This window comes from Streptomyces spiroverticillatus, from assembly GCA_014650415.1.
GTDB lineage: Bacteria > Actinomycetota > Actinomycetes > Streptomycetales > Streptomycetaceae > Streptomyces > Streptomyces spiroverticillatus.
Genome location: BMUX01000006.1, coordinates 367098 through 389236, shown reverse-complemented (window position 1 = coordinate 389236; position 22139 = coordinate 367098). Strand labels below are relative to the sequence as shown.

The following is a 22139-nucleotide window of genomic DNA, read 5'->3' as shown; positions in this document are numbered from 1 at the left end:
CGCAGGTTCGCACTCTCCGCAGGACTCACCAGGAGCCGATTCGATGGCCAATTTCTCCAAGTCCCACGCGCCCCAGTTCTCCGTCGACGTGTACCAGAACGAGTTCCTGCCGGAGGGCGGCCGCGAGGTCAACGCGATCGTCACCGTGACGTCGACCGGCGGCGGCACCAGCGGCGGCGCGCCCCTGACGGGCGTCTCCGCCGCGCCCTCGCAGATACCCGGAGCCGCCCCCACGGCGGCCGTGGTGATCATGGTGGACTGTTCCGGTTCGATGGACTACCCGCCGACGAAGATGCGCGGCGCCCGGGACGCGACGGCCGCGGCGATCGACGCGCTGCGCGACGGGACCGCCTTCGCGGTGGTCGGCGGCACCCACCTGGCCAAGGAGGTCTACCCGGGCCAGGGCAGGCTGGCGGTCGCCGACGCGTCCACCCGGGGCCAGGCCAAGGAGGCGCTGCGTTCGCTCACCGCGGGCGGCGGCACCGCGATCGGCACCTGGCTGCGGCTGGCCGACCGGCTCCTGGCCACCTCCGAGGCCCCGATCCGGCACGGCATCCTGCTGACCGACGGCCGCAACGAGCACGAGTCGCCCAAGGACCTGGCCGCCACCCTGGAGGCCGTCGCGGGCCGCTTCACCTGTGACGCGCGCGGGGTGGGGACGGACTGGGAGGTGAAGGAGGTCACAGGGATCGCCTCCGCGCTCCTCGGCACGGCCGACATCGTCGCGGACCCCTCGGGGCTCGCCGCGGACTTCACGCAGATGATGGAGAACGCGATGGGCAAGGAGGTCGCGGATGTGAATCTGCGGCTGTGGACCCCGGTCGGCGTGGAGATCAAATTCGTCAAGCAGGTCGCTCCGACGGTCGAGGAGCTGACCGGCCGCAGGACCGAGGCGGGCCCCCGCGCGGGCGACTACCCGACGGGTTCCTGGGGCGACGAGTCCCGCGACTACCACGTGTGTGTGCAGGTCCCCGAGGCCGGTGTGGGCCAGGAAATGCTGGCCGCACGGGTCTCTCTGATCCTCCCGGACCCGGCGGGCGGCACCCCGCAGACGCTGTCGCAGGGGCTGGTGCGCGCGGTGTGGACGGACGACATGGCGGCCTCCACCTCCATCAATCCGCAGGTCGCCCACTACACGGGCCAGGCGGAACTTGCACAAGCAATCCAACAGGGCCTGGATGCACGGAAGTCGGGCGATTTCGACGGCGCGACGGCCAAACTGGGACGGGCGGTACAGCTCGCGGCCGCCTCCGGGAACGCGGATACTGCGAAACTGCTTGCGAAGGTGGTGGACGTCGTCGACGAGGCGACGGGTACTGTGCGGCTGAAGGCGAAGGTCGCGGAGGCGGACGAGATGACTCTCGAAACCCGGTCCACGAAGACCGTCCGAGTAAAGAAGTAAATCCAGTACAACCGTTTTCGATCACGGATTGTCTCCAGACCGGGAGACGCCGAAGAGCTTGTGTACGGCCTGCGGGCCGGACGAGGAGAGGGGGAAGCGCCGACATGCCGACCTGCCCGAACGGACACCAGTCGGGTTCCGACGACTGGTGCGAGGTCTGCGGCCATCGCATGGCCGGCGCCGTGCCGCCGCCCCCGCAGCCCGGTTACGGATATCCGCAGCAGGGCCAGGGCGGGTACGGCCCCGACGCCACCGCCCAGGCCGAACTGTGCCCGCAGTGCCGCACGCCGCGTGAGCCGATGGCTCCGTACTGCGAGGAATGCCGCTGGAACTTCCTCACCCAGCAGGCGACGTACGCCCAGCCGCCGCAGCAGCACATGCAGCAGCAGGGGTACGGACAGCAGCAGGGACGCGACCCGTACGAGTACCAGGGTTCGCGGCCCTCGCAGATGAACCGGCCGGCCGAGCCGTACCCGCAGCAGGGGGGCTACCCCGACCAGGGCGGCTACCCGCAGCAGGGCGGCCACGGCCAGCAGCAGCACACCGGCGGCGGTGACGACGACTGGATGCTGCCGCCGCCGTCGCAGCAGCAACAGCAGCAGCAGGGCGGGTACGGGTATCCGCAGCAGGGCCGGCCGGGCGGCGGGCAGTGGACCGCCACCGTCGGGCCGGACCGCGACTACTTCATGGCGATGATGCAGCGCAGCGGGCCGGAGGCGGGCGGGCTGAACCTTCCCGCGTACTCCCCCGAGCAGCAGATCCAGCTCAGTGGGCGCAACCAGATCACCATCGGGCGGCGCCGGCACTCCACCGGGGAGTCCCCGGACGTGGATCTCGCGGTGCCGCCGGAGGACCCGGGTGTCTCGCACCAGCACGCGGTGCTGGTGGAGCAGCCGGACGGGTCGTGGGCGGTCGTCGACCAGAACTCGACGAACGGTACGACGATCAACGGGGGCGAGGAGCCGATCCAGCCGTACGTGCCGGTGGGGCTGCAGGACGGGGACCGGGTGCACGTGGGGGCGTGGACGACGATCCGGATTCACCGGGGCTGAGGTCACGGCCGGGGGCTCTGCCCCCGGACCCCCGGTTTGTGCCCCTGTCCCGCCCCTTCACCTAAAGCGCTCGCCGCGCGGCTTTGTGGTGGGTTGCTCGCGCAGTTCCCCGCGCCCCTAGAGGGGCCACGCGTACGGGCCGTCCGGGTCGTCCAGCCAGGCCCACTGGCCCGTTGACGTCACCGTGACGCCGAAGCGTTCGCGGCGGGGACGGCCCTCCAGGTGCCACAGGGCCAGTGCCTCGTGCGGGTCGAGGCTGCTCGTGCTCAGTGAGAGCAGGAAGCGGAACAGGTCGTTCTCCAGCGCGGTGCGCGGCAGTCCGCCCGTGTAGCGCGGGGTCGGCACGCCCAGGCCCCCGCGCAACGGTACGAAGTAGGCGGGGGTGGGCAGGAAGCGGCCCTCGGCGTAGCCCGCGTCCCGTACCCGCAGCGCGATCAGGCCCGTCGAGAGGGGGGCCAGGATCCGTGCACCCGGCACGCACTGCCGCAGCCATGCGCGGGGCACCGAGGGCACCGTGCAGGTGGCCATGATCCGGTCGAAGGGGGCGCGCGCCGGGCAGCCCCTGGCCCCGTCGCCCGTCTCCACCGTCGGTGCGTAGCCGGCCCGGCGCAGGTGTGCGCGTGCCGACTCGGCGATCTCGGGGTCGAGGTCGAGGGTGGTGACGTGCTCCTCGCCGAGGCGGTGCGAGAGCAGCGCCGCGTTGTAGCCGGTGCCCGCGCCGATCTCCAGGACGCCCTGGCCGTCCCGTACCTCCAGTTCGTCCAGCATCCGGGCCATCAGCGAGGGCTGGCTGCTGGAGGAGAGCAGCACGCCGTCCCGTACCCGGGTGGCCAGCGCCGTGTCGGCGTAGGCGCCGTGCAGCCAGCGGGCCCGGCGGCGGGGGTCGGGGTCCTCGGCCCAGAGGCGTTCGTAGCCGCCGGGTCCCGGGCGGAACCAGTACGGCACGAACAGGTGCCGGGGCACCTGGGTGAAGGCCGCCCGCCAGGCGGGGTCCTTCAGTGCTCCGGCCGCGGCGATCTCCGTGACGAGAGCGGCCCGCTCCTCGGCGTACGCGTAACTGTCCCCGGACTCCGCTGCTGCGCCCATACGCCCACTGTGGCGCGTACGCCGTCCCCTTGGCGAGAGGGCCCCCCGGACAGGGCCCGGAGAAGCCCTAGGACCCGAGTCCTCGGCCGGGGCGTCTGAGACGATGGAGCGGTGAACGAGATTCCGCGGGGAACGCTTCAGGAGCAGACCTTCTACGAGCAGGTCGGCGGGGAGGAGACCTTCCGTCGCCTGGTGCACCGCTTCTACCAGGGGGTCGCCGAGGACCCGCTGCTGCGGCCGATGTACCCGGAGGAGGATCTCGGTCCGGCCGAGGAGCGCTTCCGGCTGTTCCTCATGCAGTACTGGGGCGGCCCGCGCACCTACAGCGACGAGCGCGGCCATCCGCGGCTGCGGATGCGGCACGCGCCGTTCAAGGTCGACCGGGCGGCGCACGACGCGTGGCTCACCCACATGCGGGACGCGATCGACGAGCTGGGGCTGGATGCCGAGCACGAGCGGCAGTTGTGGAACTACATGACGTACGCCGCCGCCTCCATGGTCAACACCGAGGGCTGAACTACCCGATAGCGATGTGAAGTTGGGCAAAGTAGCCCACTGTTGACCGAAATTCGGTTATTAACCGCCGAAATTCGATCACGATCAGATCAAGTCGGAACGGCAAGCGGTTTCCGTCACTCTGTTCCTCTGACAGCATCCCGAAAGGGCTTACATAGCTCTTTCCACGCAGGGTGTTCAGGGGGACGGGTGACGGGTTTTGTCTTTCTGCGGGTGCGCGCGCACCGGCTGCTGCTTGCGGCGGCCCTGCTCGCGGTCCTGCTGACCACCTCCGTACTGGCGGCGCTGACCGCCTTCTCCGGTTCCATCGGGGACGCGGGGCTGCGCCGCTCGCTGGGTTCGCGCGACGCCGCGGCGGCCGCGCTGACCATCACGAGCAGCAGCGTCCGCGAGGAGCAGCGGGCCGAGGCCGACAAGGTCGTACGGGAAGCGGCGCGGCGCACCTTCGACGGGCTGCCGACCCGCACCACCGTCCTGAACCAGTCCGGCAGTTACGCGCTGCCGCGCACCCTGCGCCCGCCGACCGGCAAGAGCGGCGAACCCGGTCTGACCCGGTTCGCCGGCATCGACCGCGACCGGGTGCGGCTGACGGCCGGAGCCTGGCCGGGGCCCGCCCCCAAGGCCGGTGACAAGAACGCAGTCATCGAGGTGGCGCTCCCTGACAACGCTGCCAAGGAGCTGAAGCTCACCCCGGGACCGAACGTCCTCACGCTCACCGACCGCCTCTCGGGCCCGCCCCGGAAGGTCCGTGTCACGGGCCTGTACGAGGCGAAGAAGCCCGCCGACCCGTACTGGAAGATGGAGGAGCTGAACGGCCGCGGCATCCGCGCCGCCACCTTCACCTCCTACGGGCCGCTGCTCGCCGACCCGGCCCTGCTGCGTACCTCCGCCGTGTCCTTCGGCTCCGTCGCCTGGACGGTCACCGCGGACTTCACCGCCGTGGACACCGGGCGGATCGCCGCGCTGCGCGAGGCGGCCGTGAAGGGCACCGCGTACGTCAACGCCACCCGGCCGTTCTATCCGGCGGTGGCCGTCACCAACGGGCTGCCCCAGGTGATGGACCAGGCGCAGCGGGCGCTGCTGGTGTCGCGTTCGACGCTGCTGATCGTGTCCTTGCAGCTGGTCCTGCTGGCCGGATACGCACTGCTGCTCGTGGCCCGGCTGCTGAGCGCCGAACGGGCGGGCGAGACCTCGCTGCTGGTGGCGCGCGGCGGCTCCCGGCAGCGCATCGTGAGCCTGTCCGCGATCGAGGCGGCCCTGCTCGCGCTGCCCGCCGCCGTGCTCGCACCGCTGCTGGCGGGCCCGCTGGCCCGGCTGCTGTCGGGGCAGGGCGCGCTCGGGCGGATCGGGCTCACCCTGGAGTCCACGGGCCCGACGCCGGGGATCTGGCTGGTCGGCGTCGCGGTGGGCGCCGGGTGCGCGCTGGCGGTGGTGACCCCGGCGCTGGCCGCGGGACGCGAGAAGAAGGGCCGTTCGGTGCCCGCGCCGATGAAGGCGGGCGCGGACATCGCGCTGCTGGTGATCGCGGCCGTCGCGTACTGGCAGCTGGACCGGCAGACCTCGGGCAGCGGGCCGCTGACCGGCGACCGCAGCGGCGAACTGGGCGTGGACCCGCTGCTGGTCGCAGCGCCCGCGCTGGCGCTGCTGGCCGGAACCGTCCTGACTCTGCGGCTGCTGCCCCCGCTGGCGCGCCTCGCGGAGAAGCGGGCGGCGAGCGGGCGGGCACTGCCCGTGGCGCTGGCCGGCTGGCAGCTCAGCCGGCGGCCGCTGCGCGGCACCGGACCGGTGCTGCTGCTGGTGCTGGCCGTCGCGATGGGCATGCTCGCCATCGGGCAGGGCGCGTCCTGGAACCGCTCCCAGGAGGACCAGGCGGACTTCCGCAGCGGGGCCTCCATCCGGATCACCGACAGCGCGGCAGCCGGTGCGGACGCCGGGGAGCAGTACCGCAAGACCCCCGGGGTGCTCTCCGTGGCGCCCGCCGCACGCCGCACCGTTCCGCTGTCCGGCGACCGGGCGGGGACGCTGCTGGCGCTGGACACCGCGCACGCCTCCGAAGGCATGCGCCTGCGCGGGGACCTCGTCGAGGGCGGCTCGCCCGCCGTCGGCAAGCGGACCGCCGCACTGCGCGGCACCGACCGCAAGCGCGACGGCATCCCGGTGCCCGAGGGCGACCGGATCGGCCTGGACCTGACGCTCGGCCGCCCGGACGGCACCGCGTCGAAGGTGAGGACGGCGGAGGTGCTCGTCGTCGTCGAGGACCGGTACGGCACGGCCCACCGGCTGCCCGCCGGAAAGCTGAACGTCGGCGCGGGCACCCAGCAACTGACCGTGGACCTCGCCGCGGCGGGCAACCCGGCCCGGCCCCTGCTCATCACGGGCCTGGAGGCGACGGTCGCGATGCCCCCCAAGATCGGGGAGGCCCTGCAGCTGACCGTGGACGCGGTCCGGGGCGCGGACGGCGCCGCCGCGGCGAAGCCCGCGGAGCTGGACTGGACCGGCAAGGCGGTCGACGTACTGCTGGAACGGGACAGCAAACCCGATGCCGAGAAGGTCCTTGCCGTCGGCAAGGCGGACGGCGCCAAGCTGCTGCGGGTCACCTTCGACACCGGTTCGAACGACATCCCGTTCGACATCTACGCCCAGTACTTCCCCGAGACCTCCGTACGGCTCACCGCGTCCGACCCCCGGCCGGGCCCGCTGAACGCCGTCGTCACCGACGACTTCCTGGCGTCGGCCGGCGCGAAGGTCGGTTCCGACATCGACATCGAGGTGGCCGGCACCACCCTGACCGTCCATATCACCGACACCGTGCGGCAACTGCCCACCACCGGCCCCGCCACCCTCACCCCCACCGGCAACGCCGCCGACGCCAAGCGGGACGGCGGCGGTCTGCTGCTGGACCTGCGCGCCCTCAACCGGGAACTGAACCGGCGCCAGGCGATGGCACTGGCACCGGACGAATGGTGGCTGGCCACCAAGGCGGGCGAGACCGCGCAGACGGCCGCCGAGCTGCGCAAGCGCTCCGACCTCGACCCCTCCCAGGTGGTCGTACGGGACGAGATGCTGCGGGAGTTGCGGGACGACCCCCTGGGGGCCGGCCCCCAGGCGGCCCTTCTCGCGGTGGCCGTGGTGGCGGCGCTGCTGGCCGCGGTCGGCTTCGCCGTCGGCGCGATGGGCTCGCTGCGGGAACGCACCGCGGAGTTCGCCGTGCTCCGGGCGCTCGGGGCGCCGCCCAGGCAACTGGCCCGGCTGATCGCCGCCGAGCAGTCCCTCCTGATCGGCATCGCGCTGGTCGTGGGCGTGGCGCTGGGTGCCGTACTGACCCGGGCGGTGGTCCCGCTGATCGTGCTCACCGGGCAGGCCACCCAGCCGCTGCCCCACGTCCTGGTGCAACTGCCCGCCGGGCAGGTCGCCGTACTGCTGGCCGGCGTCGTCGCCGTACCCCTGCTGGTCGTCCTGCTGCTCGCGCTGCGCCGCGGCGACCCTGCCACCACTCTGCGCTTCCAAGGAGGCGGCAACTGATGAGCCACCGCGCTGTCGCCCCCTGGGTGCGCACCCGACTGCGCTCCGCGCCCGGCGCCGCCGTCGCCCTGGGCGTCCTGGTCCTGATCACGGCGTTCCTCGCCGCCTCCTATCCCCGGGCGGTGGACCGGTACGAGGACGCCGGTCTGCGGCACGCGCTGCGCACGGCGCCGGCCGACCAGCGGATCGTGCAGGTCGCCTCCGACACCCAGTTCCTCCCGGACAGCGACCGGATCCTGACCCCCGAGCAACTGCTCAGCGGCCGGCAGAACATCCTCAAGACGCTCTCCTCCCCGCTGGCGGTGGACCTCGCCGACTCCGCTTACGGAGTCCGCTCCCCCAAGCCGCTGGTGGGCCAGGACAAGTGGCTGCCCCGGCTGAGCCTGGAGCCCGCTGAGCTGGCCCTGTCCACCCGCTCGGATTTGGCCAAGCACTCCCAGCTGGTCCAGGGGCGGGCGGCCGCCTACCGGCCGCCGCCGCCCGGCGAGGACACCTCCGCAGAGGCGCAGCTGGAGGGCGTGGTCACCACCGCGACCGCCCGCGACCTGCGCATCAAGGTCGGTGCGGTGCTGCACCTGCAGGAGAAGACCGGCAGCGGCACCGTCGCCGTGAAGGTCACCGGCATCGTCCAGCCGCTGCGCACCGACTCCCTGTACTGGGACGTCCGCCCCGAAATGCACACCCCGGTGGTCAAGGCCGCCGACCTGACGGGCGACACCGACTTCTGGTCGGCCGAGGTGCTGCTGCCGCTGGAGGCCGGGCCCGTCCTGGCGCGGCTGGGGGCCCTTCCGATCACCTACTGGGACTTCGCGCCCCGTACGGACGACCTGATCTCGTCCGACGCCGGCCCGCTGACCAGCGTGGTCGCGTCCCTGGAGAGCGGCCCCGCGCAGAGCGTGCTGCGCGAGCGGACCAACCCGACGGTCAGCGTCACCACCGACCTGGAGGCCCTGGTCACGGGCCACCTCAAGAGCCGTTCGGTGATCGACCCGGTCGTCGCCGTCGCCGGATTCGGCGTGGGTACGGTCGCGGCGGTCGTCCTGCTCATGGCGGGCGCGCTCGCCGCCGCCCGCCGGCACAGCGAACTGGCCCTGCTGCGGGCCCGCGGCGGCTCGGTGCGGGGCATGGCCGGGCGGCTGAGTGCGGAGCTGGCCGTGATGGCGGTGCCCGCCGCGGCCGTGGGCTGGCTGGCCGCCTTCCTGCTGCTGCCGGGGGCGCGCACCACTGCGTCGGTGCTCGCCGCGGCAGCCGTCGCGGCCCTCGCCGTGGCCGGGCTGCCGGTACGGGCCGCCCTGGCCCATCTGCGGCCCAAGGCGCACGGGGACCGGGCCGACCTGGTCCGGGCGAAGCCGTCCCGCAGGCGCACGGTCGTCGAGCTGACCTTCGTCGTCCTGACGGCGGGCGCGGTCGCCGCGCTGAACCGGCGCGGCACGGGAAGCGGGGTCGACGGGCTGGTCAGCGCGGCGCCGGTGCTCGTCGCGGTGATCGCCTCCTTCGTTCTCGTACGGCTGTACCCGCTGCCCCTGCGACTGGTGGCGCGCCCGCTGGCGCTGCGCCGGGGCGTGGTCGGCTTCCTGGCGGCGGCCCGGTCGGGGCGGGCGCCGGCCACGGCGACGCTGCCGCTGCTGGCCCTGCTGATCGCCCTGTCGACGGCCGCGTTCGGCGGTTCCGTGCTGGCCGGTGTCTCCGACTCGCGGGACCGTGCCGCCACGGTGACGGTCGGCGGGGACGCCCTGGTGCGGCGTGCCGGGAGTTCCCTCGACGCGAAGACCGTCGCCGCGGTGCAGAAGGCGACGGGCGTGCGGGAGATCAGCCCGGTCGGCATCGACTACCGCCTGTCCCTGCAGGACTTCAAGCCCGAGGTCACCCTGGTCGCCGTCGACTCCGCGTCGTACGCGAAGCTGTCCCGCCGCACCGGCATCGGCGTCTTCGACCCGAAGGCGCTGGCCCCGCAGGGCAAGGTGTTCCCCGTGCTCGCCTCGCCGAAGACGGCCAAGCGTCTGGCGGGCAAGGACCGGGAGCTGCGCAGCGTCCACTTCGGCTACTTCACGGCGCGCCTGGGCGGCACCCTGACGGCGACGCCCGTCATGGACGAGCGGGAGTTCCTGGTCATCGACAAGGCGGCGCTCGCCGATTTCAGGCCGACCACCCTGATGATCACGGGCAGCGACCTGGACCGGAAGGCGCTCCAAGCGGCGGCGGGCCGGGGCACGGAGGTCAAGCTGCGCACCGAGGAACGGGCCGCGCTCAGCGACCCGCCGCTCCAGAAGGGCGCCGAGCAGGTGTACGCGGCGGCCATCGCGGCCGGTGCGGGCTTCGCGGTCCTGGCCGTACTGCTGTCGCTGCTGCAGAGCTCGCCGGAGCGCGCCGCGCTGCTGGCCAGGCTGCGCACGATGGGCCTGACCCGGGGGCAGAGCAGGAAGCTGCTGGTCTTCGAATCGCTGCCGCAGGCGTTGCTCGCGGCCTGCGGCGGGGCGCTGGTGGGCTGGGCGGCGATCGAGCTGCTGGCCCCGAACATCGACCTGGCCGCGCTGGCGCTGGCGACGCACACCCACTGGGTGGGCACCGCCTCGGCCCCGTTGCGCACGGACGGCGTCTCGCTGCTGGTACCGGCCGTCGCGGTGGTGTGCATCGCGATCGGTGTGGCGGCACTCCAGGCGTGGTGGACCACGCGGCGCACCACCACGACAGAACTCAGGGCAGGAGACGCTCGATGACCGATACGACTACGACCCTCGCGGATCTGGAGCGTGCGGCCACCTCGCGGCGCGAGAAGCCCGCGTTCGGCCACGACGCGCTGATCACCTGTGACCGGCTGGTGCGGGTGTTCACCACGGACGGGGTGGAGGTGCAGGCCCTCCAGGGGCTCGATCTCCTCGTCCAGAAGGGCGACTTGATGGCCCTGGTCGGCGCTTCCGGCAGCGGCAAGTCGACGCTGATGAACATCCTGGCCGGGCTGGACGAGCCGACGGCGGGCGCGGCGAAGGTGGCGGGCTGCGACCTGCTCACCATGGGCGCCAAGGAGCGGCTGCACTACCGGCGCAATGTCGTCGGCTTCATCTGGCAGCAGACCGCCCGCAACCTCCTGCCGTATCTGACGGCCGCTCAGAACGTGGCCCTGCCCATGCAGTTGAAGGGGCGCGGCAAGAACGCCGAGCGGACCGCCCGGGTGGAGAGCCTGCTGAAGATGATGGAGGTCTCCGAGCTCCGCGACCGGCGTCCCTCGCAGATGTCGGGCGGCCAGCAGCAGCGGGTGGCCATCGCGGTGGCGCTCGCCAACGAGCCGTCCGTACTGCTCGCGGACGAACCGACCGGTGAACTGGACTCGGTGACCGCCGAATCCATCTTCGCCGCGTTCCGGCGGGCCAACGAGGAACTGGGCACCACGATCGTCATCGTCACCCACGACCAGACGGTCGCCACCGAGGTCCGCCGCACCGTCGCCATCCGCGACGGCCGCACCTCGACGGAGGTGCTGCGCCGCACCGAGGTGGACGAGGCGACCGGCCAGGAGTCGGTGGTCGCCCGCGAGTACGCGATGCTCGACCGGGCGGGCCGCCTGCAACTCCCCGCCGAATACACGGAGTCGCTGGACATGCGGCACCGGGTGATGCTGGAGCTGGAGGCGGACCACATCGGGGTGTGGCCGGACGACCAGAAGTAAGGGGTACGGTCCACAACGCGCGGGGCCCTCAGGGGCCCCGCGGTTCAGGCCGGGCCGACCCGGAGCGCGCCCAGCCCGCCCGTGGTGGCCCGGCGCAGGGTCACCGACCCGTACGGTGTGCGCAGCCGCAGCCAGGTGCCCGCCGTGAGGAGCGCCACCGGCACTCCGGGGCGCAGGAAGCCCAGCGACTGGGCGGCGTGCACGGCGCGCAGCGGCAGTTCGGTGCCGGCCAGCGTGCGCGACCAGATGTCGCCGCCGATCCGGTCCCGGGCCTCTCGGGTGCGCCCCGCCTCGCCCAACTGCTCGTCGCGGGCGCGGAATTCGGCGACGGCCGCCGCCACCACGCCCCGCATGGCCTCGGCGTCGGGTACGCCCTCGACCTGGTGCCAGCCGCCGCGCGGCGGCAGCAGCCCGGCCCACGGCGGCCCGGTGACGGCCTGCGGAATCCGCAGCGCACCCGTGGACTCCTCGATCCCGTCGAGGAGTTCACCGGCGGACACGGTCACGTCCAGGTCCGCCGTACCCGTGAGGCGGGCGGTGCGGACCGCGAGGACGTCGAAGGACGGCGGGCGGCCGAAGACCGCGAGCGCGCCGCCGTGCGCCTGGAGGCGGACGGCGGCGGCCCGGTCGTAGCGCAGCAGACGGCCCAGGAAGGCGGCGAGGTCCGCCGCCTCCCCGGAACCGTCGAGCTCCAGCGACCGCAGGCCCGCCCGCACGCTCATGCCGCCACGGCCTTGGCGACGGCCGTGACGTCCGCGGGCTTCGCGTCGTCGTCCAGGTACTCCAGCAGGAAGGACTTCTCCTCGGCGGAGATCCGCCGGGGCCGCCCCTCCGCCAGGTTGAACGGGACCACGACCGTGGACGCCCGTACGTACACCTGCTCGGGGTCCTTGATCTCGTACGCGATCGTCAGCGACGCCGCGCCTATCTTCGTGACCCAGGACTCGATGCGCACCGGCTCGTGCCGGTGGACGAGGGGCCGCACGTAGTCGATCTCGTGACGGGCCACGACGGACCCGCCCGTGAAGGACGTGCTGCCCTCCCCCGGCGCGAGCCGGAACATGAAGTCGATCCGCGCCTCTTCCAGGTACCGCAGGAAGACGACGTTGTTGACGTGCCCGAAGGCGTCCATGTCCGACCAGCGCAGGGGGCAGGAGTAGATGTGCCGGGACACCAGCTATCAGCCTCGCGTGAGCTTCTTGTAGGTGGCCCGGTGCGGACGGGCCGCATCGGCGCCCAGACGCTCGATCTTGTTCTTCTCGTACGACTCGAAGTTGCCCTCGAACCAGTACCACTTGGACTCGCCCTCGTAGGCGAGGATGTGCGTCGCCACCCGGTCCAGGAACCAGCGGTCGTGGGAGATCACGACGGCCGCACCCGGGAACTCCAGGAGTGCGTTCTCCAGCGACGACAGGGTCTCGACGTCGAGGTCGTTGGTGGGCTCGTCGAGGAGGAGCAGGTTGCCGCCCTCCTTGAGGGTCAGCGCCAGGTTGAGGCGGTTGCGCTCACCACCGGAGAGGACCCCGGCCGGCTTCTGCTGGTCCGGGCCCTTGAAGCCGAAGGCGCTGACGTACGCGCGCGACGGCATCTCGACCTGGCCGACGTTGATGTAGTCCAGCTCGTCGGAGACGACGGCCCACAGCGTCTTCTTGGGGTCGATGTTGGCGCGGGACTGGTCGACGTAGCTGATCTTGACCGTGTCGCCGACCTTGATGGAGCCGCTGTCGGGCGTCTCCAGGCCCTGGATCATCTTGAACAGCGTGGTCTTGCCGGCACCGTTCGGGCCGATGACACCCACGATGCCGTTGCGCGGCAGCGTGAAGCTGAGGTCGTCGATGAGGACCTTGTCGCCGAAGGCCTTCGAGAGGTTGTTGACCTCGACGACGATCGAGCCCAGACGCGGGCCCGGCGGGATCTGGATCTCCTCGAAGTCCAGCTTCCGCATCTTGTCGGCCTCGGCCGCCATCTCCTCGTACCGGGCGAGACGGGCCTTGGACTTGGTCTGACGCCCCTTGGCGTTGGACCGCACCCACTCCAGCTCTTCCTTGAGGCGCTTGGCGCGCTTCTCGTCCTTCTTGCCCTCGACCTTGAGGCGGGTGGCCTTCTTGTCGAGGTACGTGGAGTAGTTGCCCTCGTAGGGGATCGCGCGGCCGCGGTCGAGCTCGAGGATCCACTCGGCGACGTTGTTCAGGAAGTAACGGTCGTGGGTGACGGCGACGACGGCACCCGGGTACTTCGCGAGGTGCTGCTCCAGCCAGTTCACCGACTCGGCGTCGAGGTGGTTGGTGGGCTCGTCGAGGAGGAGCAGGTCCGGGGCCTCGATGAGCAGCTTGCAGAGCGCCACACGGCGCTTCTCGCCACCGGAGAGGTTGGTGACGGGCCAGTCGCCGGGCGGGCAGCCCAGGGCGTCCATGGCCTGCTCCAGCTGGGCGTCGAGGTCCCAGGCGTTGGAGTGGTCCAGGTCTTCCTGGAGCTTGCCCATCTCCTCCATGAGCTCGTCGCTGTAGTCGGTCGCCATGAGCTCGGCGACCTCGTTGAAGCGCTTGAGCTTGCCCATTTGCTCGGCGGCGCCGTCCTGGACGTTCTCCAGGACGGTCTTCGACTCGTCGAGCTTCGGCTCCTGCATGAGGATGCCGACGCTGTAGCCGGGCGACAGGAACGCGTCACCGTTGGACGGCTGCTCCAGACCGGCCATGATCTTGAGAACGGTGGACTTACCGGCACCGTTGGGGCCCACCACACCGATCTTCGCGCCGGGCAGGAAGTTCAGGAAGACGTCGTCGAGAATCACCTTGTCGCCGTGCGCTTTACGCGCCTTGCGCATGGTGTAGATGAACTCAGCCAAGAGAAACCGTCCGGCAGATCGTGGGGTGGGCAGATACACCCCATCTTGCCTGACGTCACTCCCCCGGCGGAAACCGGATGTCCGCCGGGAGGCCGGGGGCGGGGGCCCGTGGGCCCTGTCCTGGCGGTGGTCAGTGGTCCTCGGGGGTGGGGGCGGGCTTCTTCTTGCGGAGCAGGACGACGGCCCCGGTGCCCAGGACCAGCAGGCCGAGGGCGATGTAGAGGATCGGGGTGGTGGCGCCCGAGGCGCCCGTCTCGGCGAGGTTCTCGCCCGGGGCGGCCGACAGCGGGGTGGGGTTTCCGCCGGTGGCGGGGGTGGGGCGGTTGGCGGGGGCGTCGGCGGTGCCGATGGCGACGGCGCCCGCGGTCTCGCAGTCCAGGACGCCCTTGAAGTTCTTCCGCAGGCCGTCGGGGCCGGAGACCGTGAGGTCGTACGCCTGGTCCTCCTGGAGCGGGATGGTCACCCTGCGTGTGCCGTGCGCCGGGATGGTGTGCCGGGCGCCGAGGAGCTCGAAGGCGAAGGGGGCGTCGCCCGCGTTGGTGCCGGTGAGGGCGACGGCGCCCTTGGCGCAGTCCTTCTTCGCGGAGAGCGCCGGGACCGCCCCGGTGGCCTTCTTGTCGGCCCAGATGACGCTGGCCTCGGCGGTGACCGTGGAGGCGCTGGAACCGGCGACGATCTGGGTCTGGCTGTGCGTGTCGCTGACCAGGGCCCGGCCCAGGGACACCCGGGCGTCGGCCTGCACGGTCAGTGCGCCGGTGCCGGACGGGACGTCCTCGGGGAGGTGGAAGTACAGCCGCGCGCCCCGGCCGACGTCGAGCACCACCCGGTCCTCCGCGTCGACGATGCGCATCCCGTGCGGGGCGTCCGCCGAGGGGGCGACGGTGACCCGGTCCGCCCTGGTGCGGACGGTGACGGGGCCCACCCGGTCCCCGGCCCGGCCCGCCAGCGCCGGCGGGTCCAGGACGAGCGAGGCCTGGGGCTCCGGGGCCCGCTCGGCGGCCCGCTCCAGATAGGCGGCGAGCTTGCGGGCACTCCGGTCTGCGGGGACGGCCTCGACGTCGTCGGAGAAGCGCCAGATCGCGGCCTGGGTGCCGGCCGCGGCGGCCTCGACGTCCAGGGACTTCACGTCGGCCCGCTCGGCGAGCTCGGAGAGGTCGTTGACCTGGGGGTAGGAGTGCTCCAGGATCCAGCGGATCTTCCCGGCGTTCTTGTTCTGGTGCAGGGAGGACTCGTCCCAGCCGACTTCCTTGTACGTGGTCCCGGTGCGGGCGGCGGTGCGCAGGTCGACGCCGTAGCTCTGGAGCGTGCCGCCGCCGGTGACGGTCATCTCGTAGAGGCCGGCCTCGGTCTTCCACTCCTCGCCGGCGTCACGGATGGTGACCGTGCCGTGGACGGTGAGCCTGCTGAGGGTGGCGGCGACGCCGCCCGGGGTCCGCGGCTGCTCCTCGGCCGTCGCGGTGCCGGTGCCGGCCACGGTGCCCGCCAGGAGCAGACCGGGGACCAGCGCGAGGGCGGCCAGACGGCGGACGCCGCGGAGCGCGCGGGTGGTACGGGTGGTGCGGGTGGCTCCGGTCGCGCGGGCGGTGCGGTGCCTTCGTTCCGAAGCCGACGCTTCGTCAAACATGCAAGTCCCCTCCGGGCGAGGTTCTTTCGCATGGTGCGTGTGTGGGGAGTGCCTCGCCTGCAACCTCAAGAGCCCCATGGGTATCCGGGAATCCTAAGGACGCTACGCCGGACAGCTCCCCGTCATGCGACCAGACGTCCGATTCCGAATCGGAATCGTTATCGTCGGTAACCGTCCCCTTGTGCTTGGCCACTTTGCGTGGTGACGTCCGGTCAGAAGGGGGCGCCCACCGGCTGGTCGGACTTCCTCTCCGGTTTCCCTGGCTTCTCTGATTTCCCTGGCTTCCCTGGCTTTCCTGGTTCCCCTGGTTTGCCCGAAACCGCCGTCGGCGGGTCCGGGTCGGGGGTCTTCCGGCTCGGGGCGCCGCGTGCCGCCCAGTTCACCGGGATCTCGCCGCCCCATCCGACGGTCGCGGGCGAACCCGCCCGGGGCGGCCCGCCGCCTTCGGCCGCGGCGGCGGCCTCCCGCACGGCCGCGGGCTCCACCAGGCGGGGGTCCGCCTTGGCGACCCGGCGGAAGGCGGAGGTGCCCCGGGTCAGGTCGTGGCCCACCGCCACGGCGTCGACGTCCGCCGAGAGCCAGCGCCGGTCGTCCTTGTCCCCGTCCTTGACGCGCAGTCGGCCGTAGACGACCAGGGGGTCCCCGATGTCCACCGATCCGGCCACGTTCCCGGCGAGCGAGCGCCTGGCCCACACCGTGTAGAAGCTGGTGGGGCCGTCCACCCAGACGTCCTGCTCACGGTCGTAGCGCCGGGCGGTCACCGCGAGCCGCAGCCGCACCGATCCCGTGCCCAGCGCCGATTCCATGAAGACGGGCGCGGTGGCGGCGTTGCCGACCAGGGTCACCATCGTGTCGTTCATTGCTCTCCCCCGTCACATCTCTTCGCATCGTCCGAACCGGCCGTCCTGCCGATCGGTCCGTCCATGCTGACCGGATTCCGCCGTCCCCGCCGGGGCCTGTGGACAGCGGCCGGAATGGGGAAAACCCCGCCACCCGAAGGGGTGACGGGGCCTTCACGACGGGGCCGGGGGCCCGGGGCTGCCGCGCGCTACCCGAGCCCCGCCCTCGTCACCGCCGCATACCGCTCCCGCACCTCCCGGTAGCGCAGCAGCTCCGCCGAGACCGGGTCCAGGACCTTCGCCCGGCCGCAGCCCGCCGCCGCCTCCCGCAGCCGCCGCTCGGCGTCCTGCCCGTACCGTCGCGCCGGGCCCCTGGCCGCCGCCCAGCAGCCCCACTCCACGACCGGCCCGCCGACCACCCCGGCCAGCATCAGCAGGAACGGCGGGAACAGGTTCGGTTCCAGCACCCCGAGGACCTGGCCCAGCAGCCACAGCCCGCCGTAGATCTGAAGCAGCGTCATGGCCGCCTGGGCGAGGACGGCGGCCGGCCACCAGGCGGGCCTGGGCGGGTTGCCGCGCGGCACCGCCGCCTCGGCCGCGAGCGCGTCCAGCTCCTCGGGCAGCCCGTCGGCCCCGCGCACCGCCGACTCCCGCACGGCCTGCGCCCAGGGTGCGGGCAGGCCGTCGGTCGCGGCGTCGGCGACGGTCCGTACCGCCTGCTCGACCCGCTGGCGGGCGGTCACCTCCACGTCCCTGGGCTGTGCGAACGCCCGCCCCGGCAGGGCCGCACCGCCGCCGGGGACGCGCCGCGCGTCGTACCAGCGCCACAGCCTCAGCCACGGCGACCCGCACGCCTTGCCCGCGTTGCGCCGCCACTCCCGCTCGGCCGCCTCCCCGGCCGCGGCCGCGCCGACCGCCGCCGCCAGCCGGTCCGCGAACTCCTCCCTCGCCCCCTCCCCCAGTCCCGCCCTGCCCTCCGCCACGTACACCGGGCGCAGCCTGGCCGCCGTCGCGTCCACGTCCGCCGCGAGCCGCCGCCCCGCCGCGCCCCTTTCCTGCACGAACGCCCGCAGCAGCTCGCGGAGTTCCTCCACGCCGTCACCCGTCAGGGCGGACAGCGCGAGGACGGTGGCACCGGGTTCGCCGTGTTCGCCGAGCGCCATGCCGTCCTCGTCGAGGAGACGGCGCAGGTCGTCCAGGACGAGGTCGGCGGACTCGCCGGGCAGCCGGTCGGTCTGGTTGAGGACGACGAAGGTGACCTCGGCGTGCCCGGCGAGGGGGCGCAGATAGCGCTCGTGAAGGGCGGCGTCGGCGTACTTCTCCGGGTCGACGACCCAGATCACCGCGTCCACCAGGGCCAGCACCCGGTCGACCTGTTCGCGGTGCGCGGTGACGGCCGAGTCGTGGTCGGGGAGGTCCACCAGGACCAGGCCGCGCAGGCCCTCGTCGCCGCTGGTGCCCGCGCCCGTACCGGCCTGGAAGGGTCGTCTGCGCAGCCGTCCGGGGATGCCGAGGCGGTCCAGGAGCCCGGCCGCGCCGTCAGTCCAGCTGCACGCGATCGGCGCGGAGGTGGTGGGCCGTTTGAGGCCGGTCTCGGAAATCCTCACCCCCGCGAGGGAGTTGAAGAGCGTGGACTTGCCGCTTCCGGTCGCGCCCGCGACGGCGACGACGGTGTGCTGGGCGGAGAGCCGCCGCCGCGCCACCGCCTCGTCGAGCACCCGCCCGGCCTCGTGCAGGGTGTCGCCCGCGAGCCGGGCGCGCGAGAGGCCCACCAACTCCCGCAGCGCGTCCAGGCGTACGGACAGATCCGCCCCGTACTCGCCGCCGCCGGGCGGCAGGTCGCCGAACTCCTCCGCGAAGAAGTCCTCCGGCCCCTCACCCCCTGCGGGCGCGTGCGCGTCCTGCTGCCGGTCCGCCGCCCGCCGGGCGATCAGCCCGTCGTCCCAGCCGCCCGGCCGCCCGGCACCGTCCGTCTCCACTGCCGTCGCATCACCCACCGCCGTCACCTCTCCTTCTTCGTCACGGACAGCGCGGCGATCAGCTCGGCCTGCGGCTCGGGCGTCACGTCCAGCGCGTCCAGGGGGGCCAGCCGCCGGTCGCGTTCGGCGTGCAGCACCCTTTCGATGTACGTCGTCACCAGGTCGCCGCCCCGATCGCGCAGTCGGAGCGCGCCCTGTGCCCCGATGCGTTCGGCCAGCCGCTCCCCCGCCGAACGGGCGCGCCTGCCGCCCAGCAGCGCCGCCGCGAGGAGGGCGGCGACGGTCTCGGCGTCGGGCGCGGCGGGCCGCTCCAGCTCCCGTACCTCTTCCTCGGCCAGTTCCTCCAGGACCCGCCGCCAGCGGCGTGCGGCCAGCCCGATGCGCTCGCCCGACTCCGGGTCGGGACCGGCCGGAACCACCGCGTCCGCGGCGGGTTCGGCACCCCAGGCGATGCGCACCTGCTCGTCTGCGGCGGCGACGGCGCACTGGAGCAGGGCGGTGAGACTGTCCACCAGGGAGTCCAGGAGCTCCCTGTCGGTGGCGTCCGCCGGGTACGCGCGCCAGCGGGTGAGCGCGTCGCCGGAGAGCACCGCACCGCGCTCCAGCCTTCTGCGTACGCGCTCCGCCTCCTTCTCGTACGCGTCCTCCACCGCCGAAGTGAGCCGTACGGCGGCGGCGTACTGGGCGGAGACCGCTCCCGCCAGCTCCGGCATCCGGGAGTTGAGCGAATCCATGACGCCGCGCGCGGTGCGCGCGACGGCCTGCTGGCGGGCGGCGGGGTCGCGCACCCGGTGGGTGAGCCACTCCAGCAGCGGTGCGACGGCCGTGGACGGCAGCAGCCCGCTGCCCCCTCCCGCCGACTCCGGAAGCTCGGGGATGGTGAAGCGGGGCACCTCGCCGAGGCCCGCACGGGTGAGCAGCGCCGCGTACTGCCGTGACACCTCGCCGACCACCTGGTGGGGCACCCGGTCCAGGACGGTCACCAGCATGGCGTCGTACTCCTTGGCGGTACGCAGCAGATGCCACGGCACCGCGTCGGCGTAGCGCGAAGCCGTCGTCACCATCACCCAGACGTCGGCGGCACAGATGAGTTCGGCCGCCAGCACCCGATTGGCGGCCACCAGGGAGTCGATGTCGGGGGCGTCCAGGAGGGCGAGCCCTGTCGGCAGCGACTCGGAGGTCTCCACCCGCAGCACCCCGCTCTCCGCTTCCGCAGCACCCTCCTGCTCCTCCTCGCACCGTTCCGGGTGCCAGACGCGCGTCAACTGCGGCAGTACGCGTTGTCCCGCGAACCAGTGGTGGTCGTCGGGGTGGCACACCAGTACCGGTGTGCGCGTCGTCGGGCGCAGCACACCGGCCTCGGTGACGCGTCTGCCCACGAGGGAGTTGACGAGCGTCGACTTGCCGGCGCCGGTGGAGCCGCCGATGACGGCGAGCAGCGGTGCTTCGGGGTCGCGCAGCCGGGGCACGAGATAGTCGTCGAGCTGTGCGAGGAGCTCCACCCGTGTCTGCCGGGCCCTGGGCACTCCCGGCAGCGGAAAGGGGAGGCGCACGGCGGCGACACGGTCGCGCAGGGCGGAAAGTGCGTCGAGCAGCTGAGGCCGTACGTCCAAGGTCACCACATACGAAGAATGCCCAATTATGACCGCTTTTTGAAGCGTATAGACCGTCTCTGCGCGCCGATATCCCCCCAATCGGGGACAATGCGCACCCTGGGACACTTGGGGCGAGTGGGGCACAGGCATAACGAGTGCACAACACCCGGGGCGCGGGACGCCAAAAGCGGTGCGAGATTCGCACCTGCCTGCGATTATCGGGGTCGCTTCACCGAACCTCCACATCGTGCCACGCAGGTGAAGCAACCGGGCCAAGGCGATCGGAGCCCTATCCTTGTCCCCGGCAACGGCCACAACCGGCCCCACCGGCCGACCCGGGCCCCAGGCCCACCACCCGGCCCCCGTAGCTCAGTGGATAGAGCAGGCGCCTTCTAAGCGCTTGGCCGCAGGTTCGAGTCCTGCCGGGGGCGCACAGCACAGGGGAAGTGTGGAACGCACTCGTCCCCGTGGCGCCCGGACCACTTCAGCAGTCCGGGCTCGGCGGAAGTGGCCGCTCCGCGCGAGCGGGTCCGTTGCGCGGCATCCCTGAGGCGCCCGCCGTCCGGCACCTCACCCGCCGGCCCACCCGCCCCCTCCCCGACCGGCAGAATTGGCCGCCCTGCACTGCGAATACCGGGAGGTGGGACAGCCTGTCCGGGCTCCGTCCAGCACGCCGTCTCCGCTGCCGGACCCGGGTCGTCATGCGCAGGATGCCGGACTGTGGGCTCGGCAGACCTGCATGTCACGGCCATGGTCAGGTCTGCGGAGCCTTGACTCAATGGACACTTGATCTACCCGGGGCAGGCGTGTTTGATGACGTGAGCCGGGCCTTGATCGACGGTTGACTTCCTCGGCCGGGATGGCGACTTTGAGGCAACTTTGGGGGAGCTGTGGAGTTTCTGGGGCTGGGTGAACGTGCGCTCAAGGTCTACCAAGAGATGCTGCACAAGCCCGGTATCGGTGTGGAGGATCTGTCCGAGGAACTGGGTTGGCCGCCCGACAGAATTCACCGGGCACTGGACGAGCTGGCCGAACAGCAGCTGGTTCGCCCCTCGTGGGAGGCCTCCGGAAACCTCCAGCCGGTGAGCCCGCAGATCGGGCTGATGGCTCTGATCGCCCGTCGGGAGGTCGCACTGACGCGCTCCCAGCAGGACCTCGCCCAGTGCAAGGTGCTGGCCGCGCAGCTGGAAGACGACTTCCTGCGGTCCGTACGCGCCCATGACACCAGCGAGGTCGAGCGGCTGATCGGCATCGACTCGATTCGCGCCCGTATCGAACAGTTCTCGTACGAGAGTCGCAGCGAGGTCATGTCGGTCGCGCCGGACGGCGCGCAGACACATGCCAATCGCGACGCGGGGCGGCCGCTGAACCAGATGCTGCTCGACCGGGGCGTGAACCTGCGCACGATCTATCTCGAAAGCATCCGCAACGACCGGGAATCGCTCAAGTACGCCCACTGGCTGATGGATTCCGGGGCTCAGATACGTACCCTCGCCACCGTGCCCTCGCGCATGCTGATCTTCGACCGGGAGATCGCCATCGCTCCGGTCAACACGGACGCCTCGGGCAGCGGAGCCCTCGTGGTGAAGGGGTCCGCCTTCGTCGTCGCCATGTGCTCGCTCTTCGACATGCTGTGGCGTGAGTCACTTCCTCTCGTGCCGAACGAGCCGACGCAGTCACCCGACGACTCGGCCAGCGACAAGGAGCTCGCCATCCTCGGCCTGCTGGCCGACGGACACACGGACGAGACCGTGGCCCGCCGGCTGGGCGTGTCCGTGCGGACGACCCGCCGGATCACCGCGGACCTGATGAGTCGCACGGGTTCCCGCAGCAGGTTCGAACTGGCCGTCCAGGCGGCCCAGCGGGGCTGGATCGCCACGCCGTAGGCGTTTTCCGCTTCCCGATCCGGTCGAGAGCGGGCGTCCGGGGCAGTCCGAGGCACCTTCCCGGTGCCCTCCGCGTGCCGCTCCCCGGGCGCCGCCCGTCCCGCTCAGTCGTTCGTCCCGCTCAGTCGC

Annotated in this window: 15 protein-coding genes and 1 tRNA gene; 8 read left to right on the top strand and 8 right to left on the bottom strand. The window is 72.3% G+C overall.

Annotated elements, in window-relative coordinates:
• Positions 1-43 precede the first annotated feature (43 nt).
• Both IE269_RS18930 and IE269_RS18925 read left to right on the top strand, forming a co-directional pair.
• Entirely contained in the window at positions 44-1402 is a 1359-nt protein-coding gene (locus IE269_RS18930; protein WP_189824178.1) for a vWA domain-containing protein, read from the top strand.
• 104 nt (positions 1403-1506) lie between these two features.
• Complete coding sequence (locus IE269_RS18925; protein WP_189824177.1) at positions 1507-2454, top strand: FHA domain-containing protein; 948 nt, start codon at positions 1507-1509, stop codon at positions 2452-2454.
• A gap of 117 nt (positions 2455-2571) precedes the next feature.
• Here IE269_RS18925 and IE269_RS18920 read toward each other — a convergent pair whose 3' ends face one another.
• Entirely contained in the window at positions 2572-3540 is a 969-nt protein-coding gene (locus IE269_RS18920) for a methyltransferase domain-containing protein (protein WP_189824176.1), read from the bottom strand.
• Between the two features lie 111 nt (positions 3541-3651).
• Here IE269_RS18920 and IE269_RS18915 point away from each other — a divergent pair, with 111 nt between their 5' ends.
• From IE269_RS18915 to IE269_RS18900, 4 genes are all read left to right on the top strand, one after another.
• A complete protein-coding gene (locus IE269_RS18915; protein WP_189824175.1) occupies positions 3652-4056 on the top strand; it encodes a globin in 405 nt (134 codons plus the stop codon).
• 189 nt (positions 4057-4245) lie between these two features.
• The gene (locus IE269_RS18910; RefSeq protein ID WP_189824174.1) at positions 4246-7578 is read left to right on the top strand and encodes an ABC transporter permease; all 3333 of its coding nucleotides are present in this window, start codon (positions 4246-4248) and stop codon (positions 7576-7578) included.
• Positions 7578-10295: an FtsX-like permease family protein gene (locus IE269_RS18905; protein ID WP_189824173.1), complete on the top strand. Its 2718-nt coding sequence runs from the start codon at positions 7578-7580 to the stop codon at positions 10293-10295. Before IE269_RS18910 ends, IE269_RS18905 begins: the two co-directional genes overlap by 1 nt.
• On the top strand, positions 10292-11242 hold the full coding sequence (locus tag IE269_RS18900; RefSeq protein ID WP_189824172.1) for an ABC transporter ATP-binding protein: 951 nt from the start codon (positions 10292-10294) through the stop codon (positions 11240-11242). The genes IE269_RS18905 and IE269_RS18900 overlap by 4 nt, the downstream gene beginning before the upstream one ends.
• Positions 11243-11286: 44 nt before the next feature.
• Here the strand turns inward: IE269_RS18900 and IE269_RS18895 are convergent, their stop codons facing one another.
• The 7 genes from IE269_RS18895 to IE269_RS18865 all read right to left on the bottom strand — a co-directional run bounded on the left by IE269_RS18895 (position 11287) and on the right by IE269_RS18865 (position 20142).
• Positions 11287-11964 carry a DUF8010 domain-containing protein gene (locus tag IE269_RS18895; RefSeq protein ID WP_189824171.1) on the bottom strand — a complete coding sequence of 226 codons (678 nt, stop codon included), beginning with the start codon at positions 11962-11964 and terminating at the stop codon, positions 11287-11289.
• A complete protein-coding gene (locus IE269_RS18890; protein ID WP_189824170.1) occupies positions 11961-12416 on the bottom strand; it encodes an acyl-CoA thioesterase in 456 nt (151 codons plus the stop codon). Before IE269_RS18890 ends, IE269_RS18895 begins: the two co-directional genes overlap by 4 nt.
• A gap of 6 nt (positions 12417-12422) precedes the next feature.
• A complete protein-coding gene (ettA, locus tag IE269_RS18885) occupies positions 12423-14087 on the bottom strand; it encodes an energy-dependent translational throttle protein EttA (RefSeq protein WP_189824169.1) in 1665 nt (554 codons plus the stop codon).
• Positions 14088-14217: 130 nt separating this feature from the next.
• Positions 14218-15711, bottom strand: a complete 1494-nt coding sequence (locus tag IE269_RS18880; RefSeq protein WP_189824168.1) for a Cys-Gln thioester bond-forming surface protein — start codon at positions 15709-15711, stop codon at positions 14218-14220.
• Positions 15712-15923: 212 nt separating this feature from the next.
• On the bottom strand, positions 15924-16571 hold the full coding sequence (locus tag IE269_RS18875; RefSeq protein WP_189824167.1) for a single-stranded DNA-binding protein: 648 nt from the start codon (positions 16569-16571) through the stop codon (positions 15924-15926).
• A 188-nt stretch (positions 16572-16759) separates the two neighbouring features.
• Positions 16760-18556 carry a GTPase gene (locus IE269_RS18870; protein ID WP_189824166.1) on the bottom strand — a complete coding sequence of 599 codons (1797 nt, stop codon included), beginning with the start codon at positions 18554-18556 and terminating at the stop codon, positions 16760-16762.
• Positions 18553-20142, bottom strand: a complete 1590-nt coding sequence (locus IE269_RS18865; protein WP_189824307.1) for a dynamin family protein — start codon at positions 20140-20142, stop codon at positions 18553-18555. Before IE269_RS18865 ends, IE269_RS18870 begins: the two co-directional genes overlap by 4 nt.
• A gap of 340 nt (positions 20143-20482) precedes the next feature.
• Between IE269_RS18865 and IE269_RS18860 the strand changes: the two genes are divergently transcribed.
• Positions 20483-20555, top strand: a tRNA-Arg gene (locus tag IE269_RS18860).
• 459 nt (positions 20556-21014) lie between these two features.
• Positions 21015-22010, top strand: coding sequence for a helix-turn-helix transcriptional regulator (locus IE269_RS18855; protein WP_189824165.1), 996 nt, complete (start codon positions 21015-21017; stop codon positions 22008-22010).
• Positions 22011-22139: the final 129 nt, after the last annotated feature.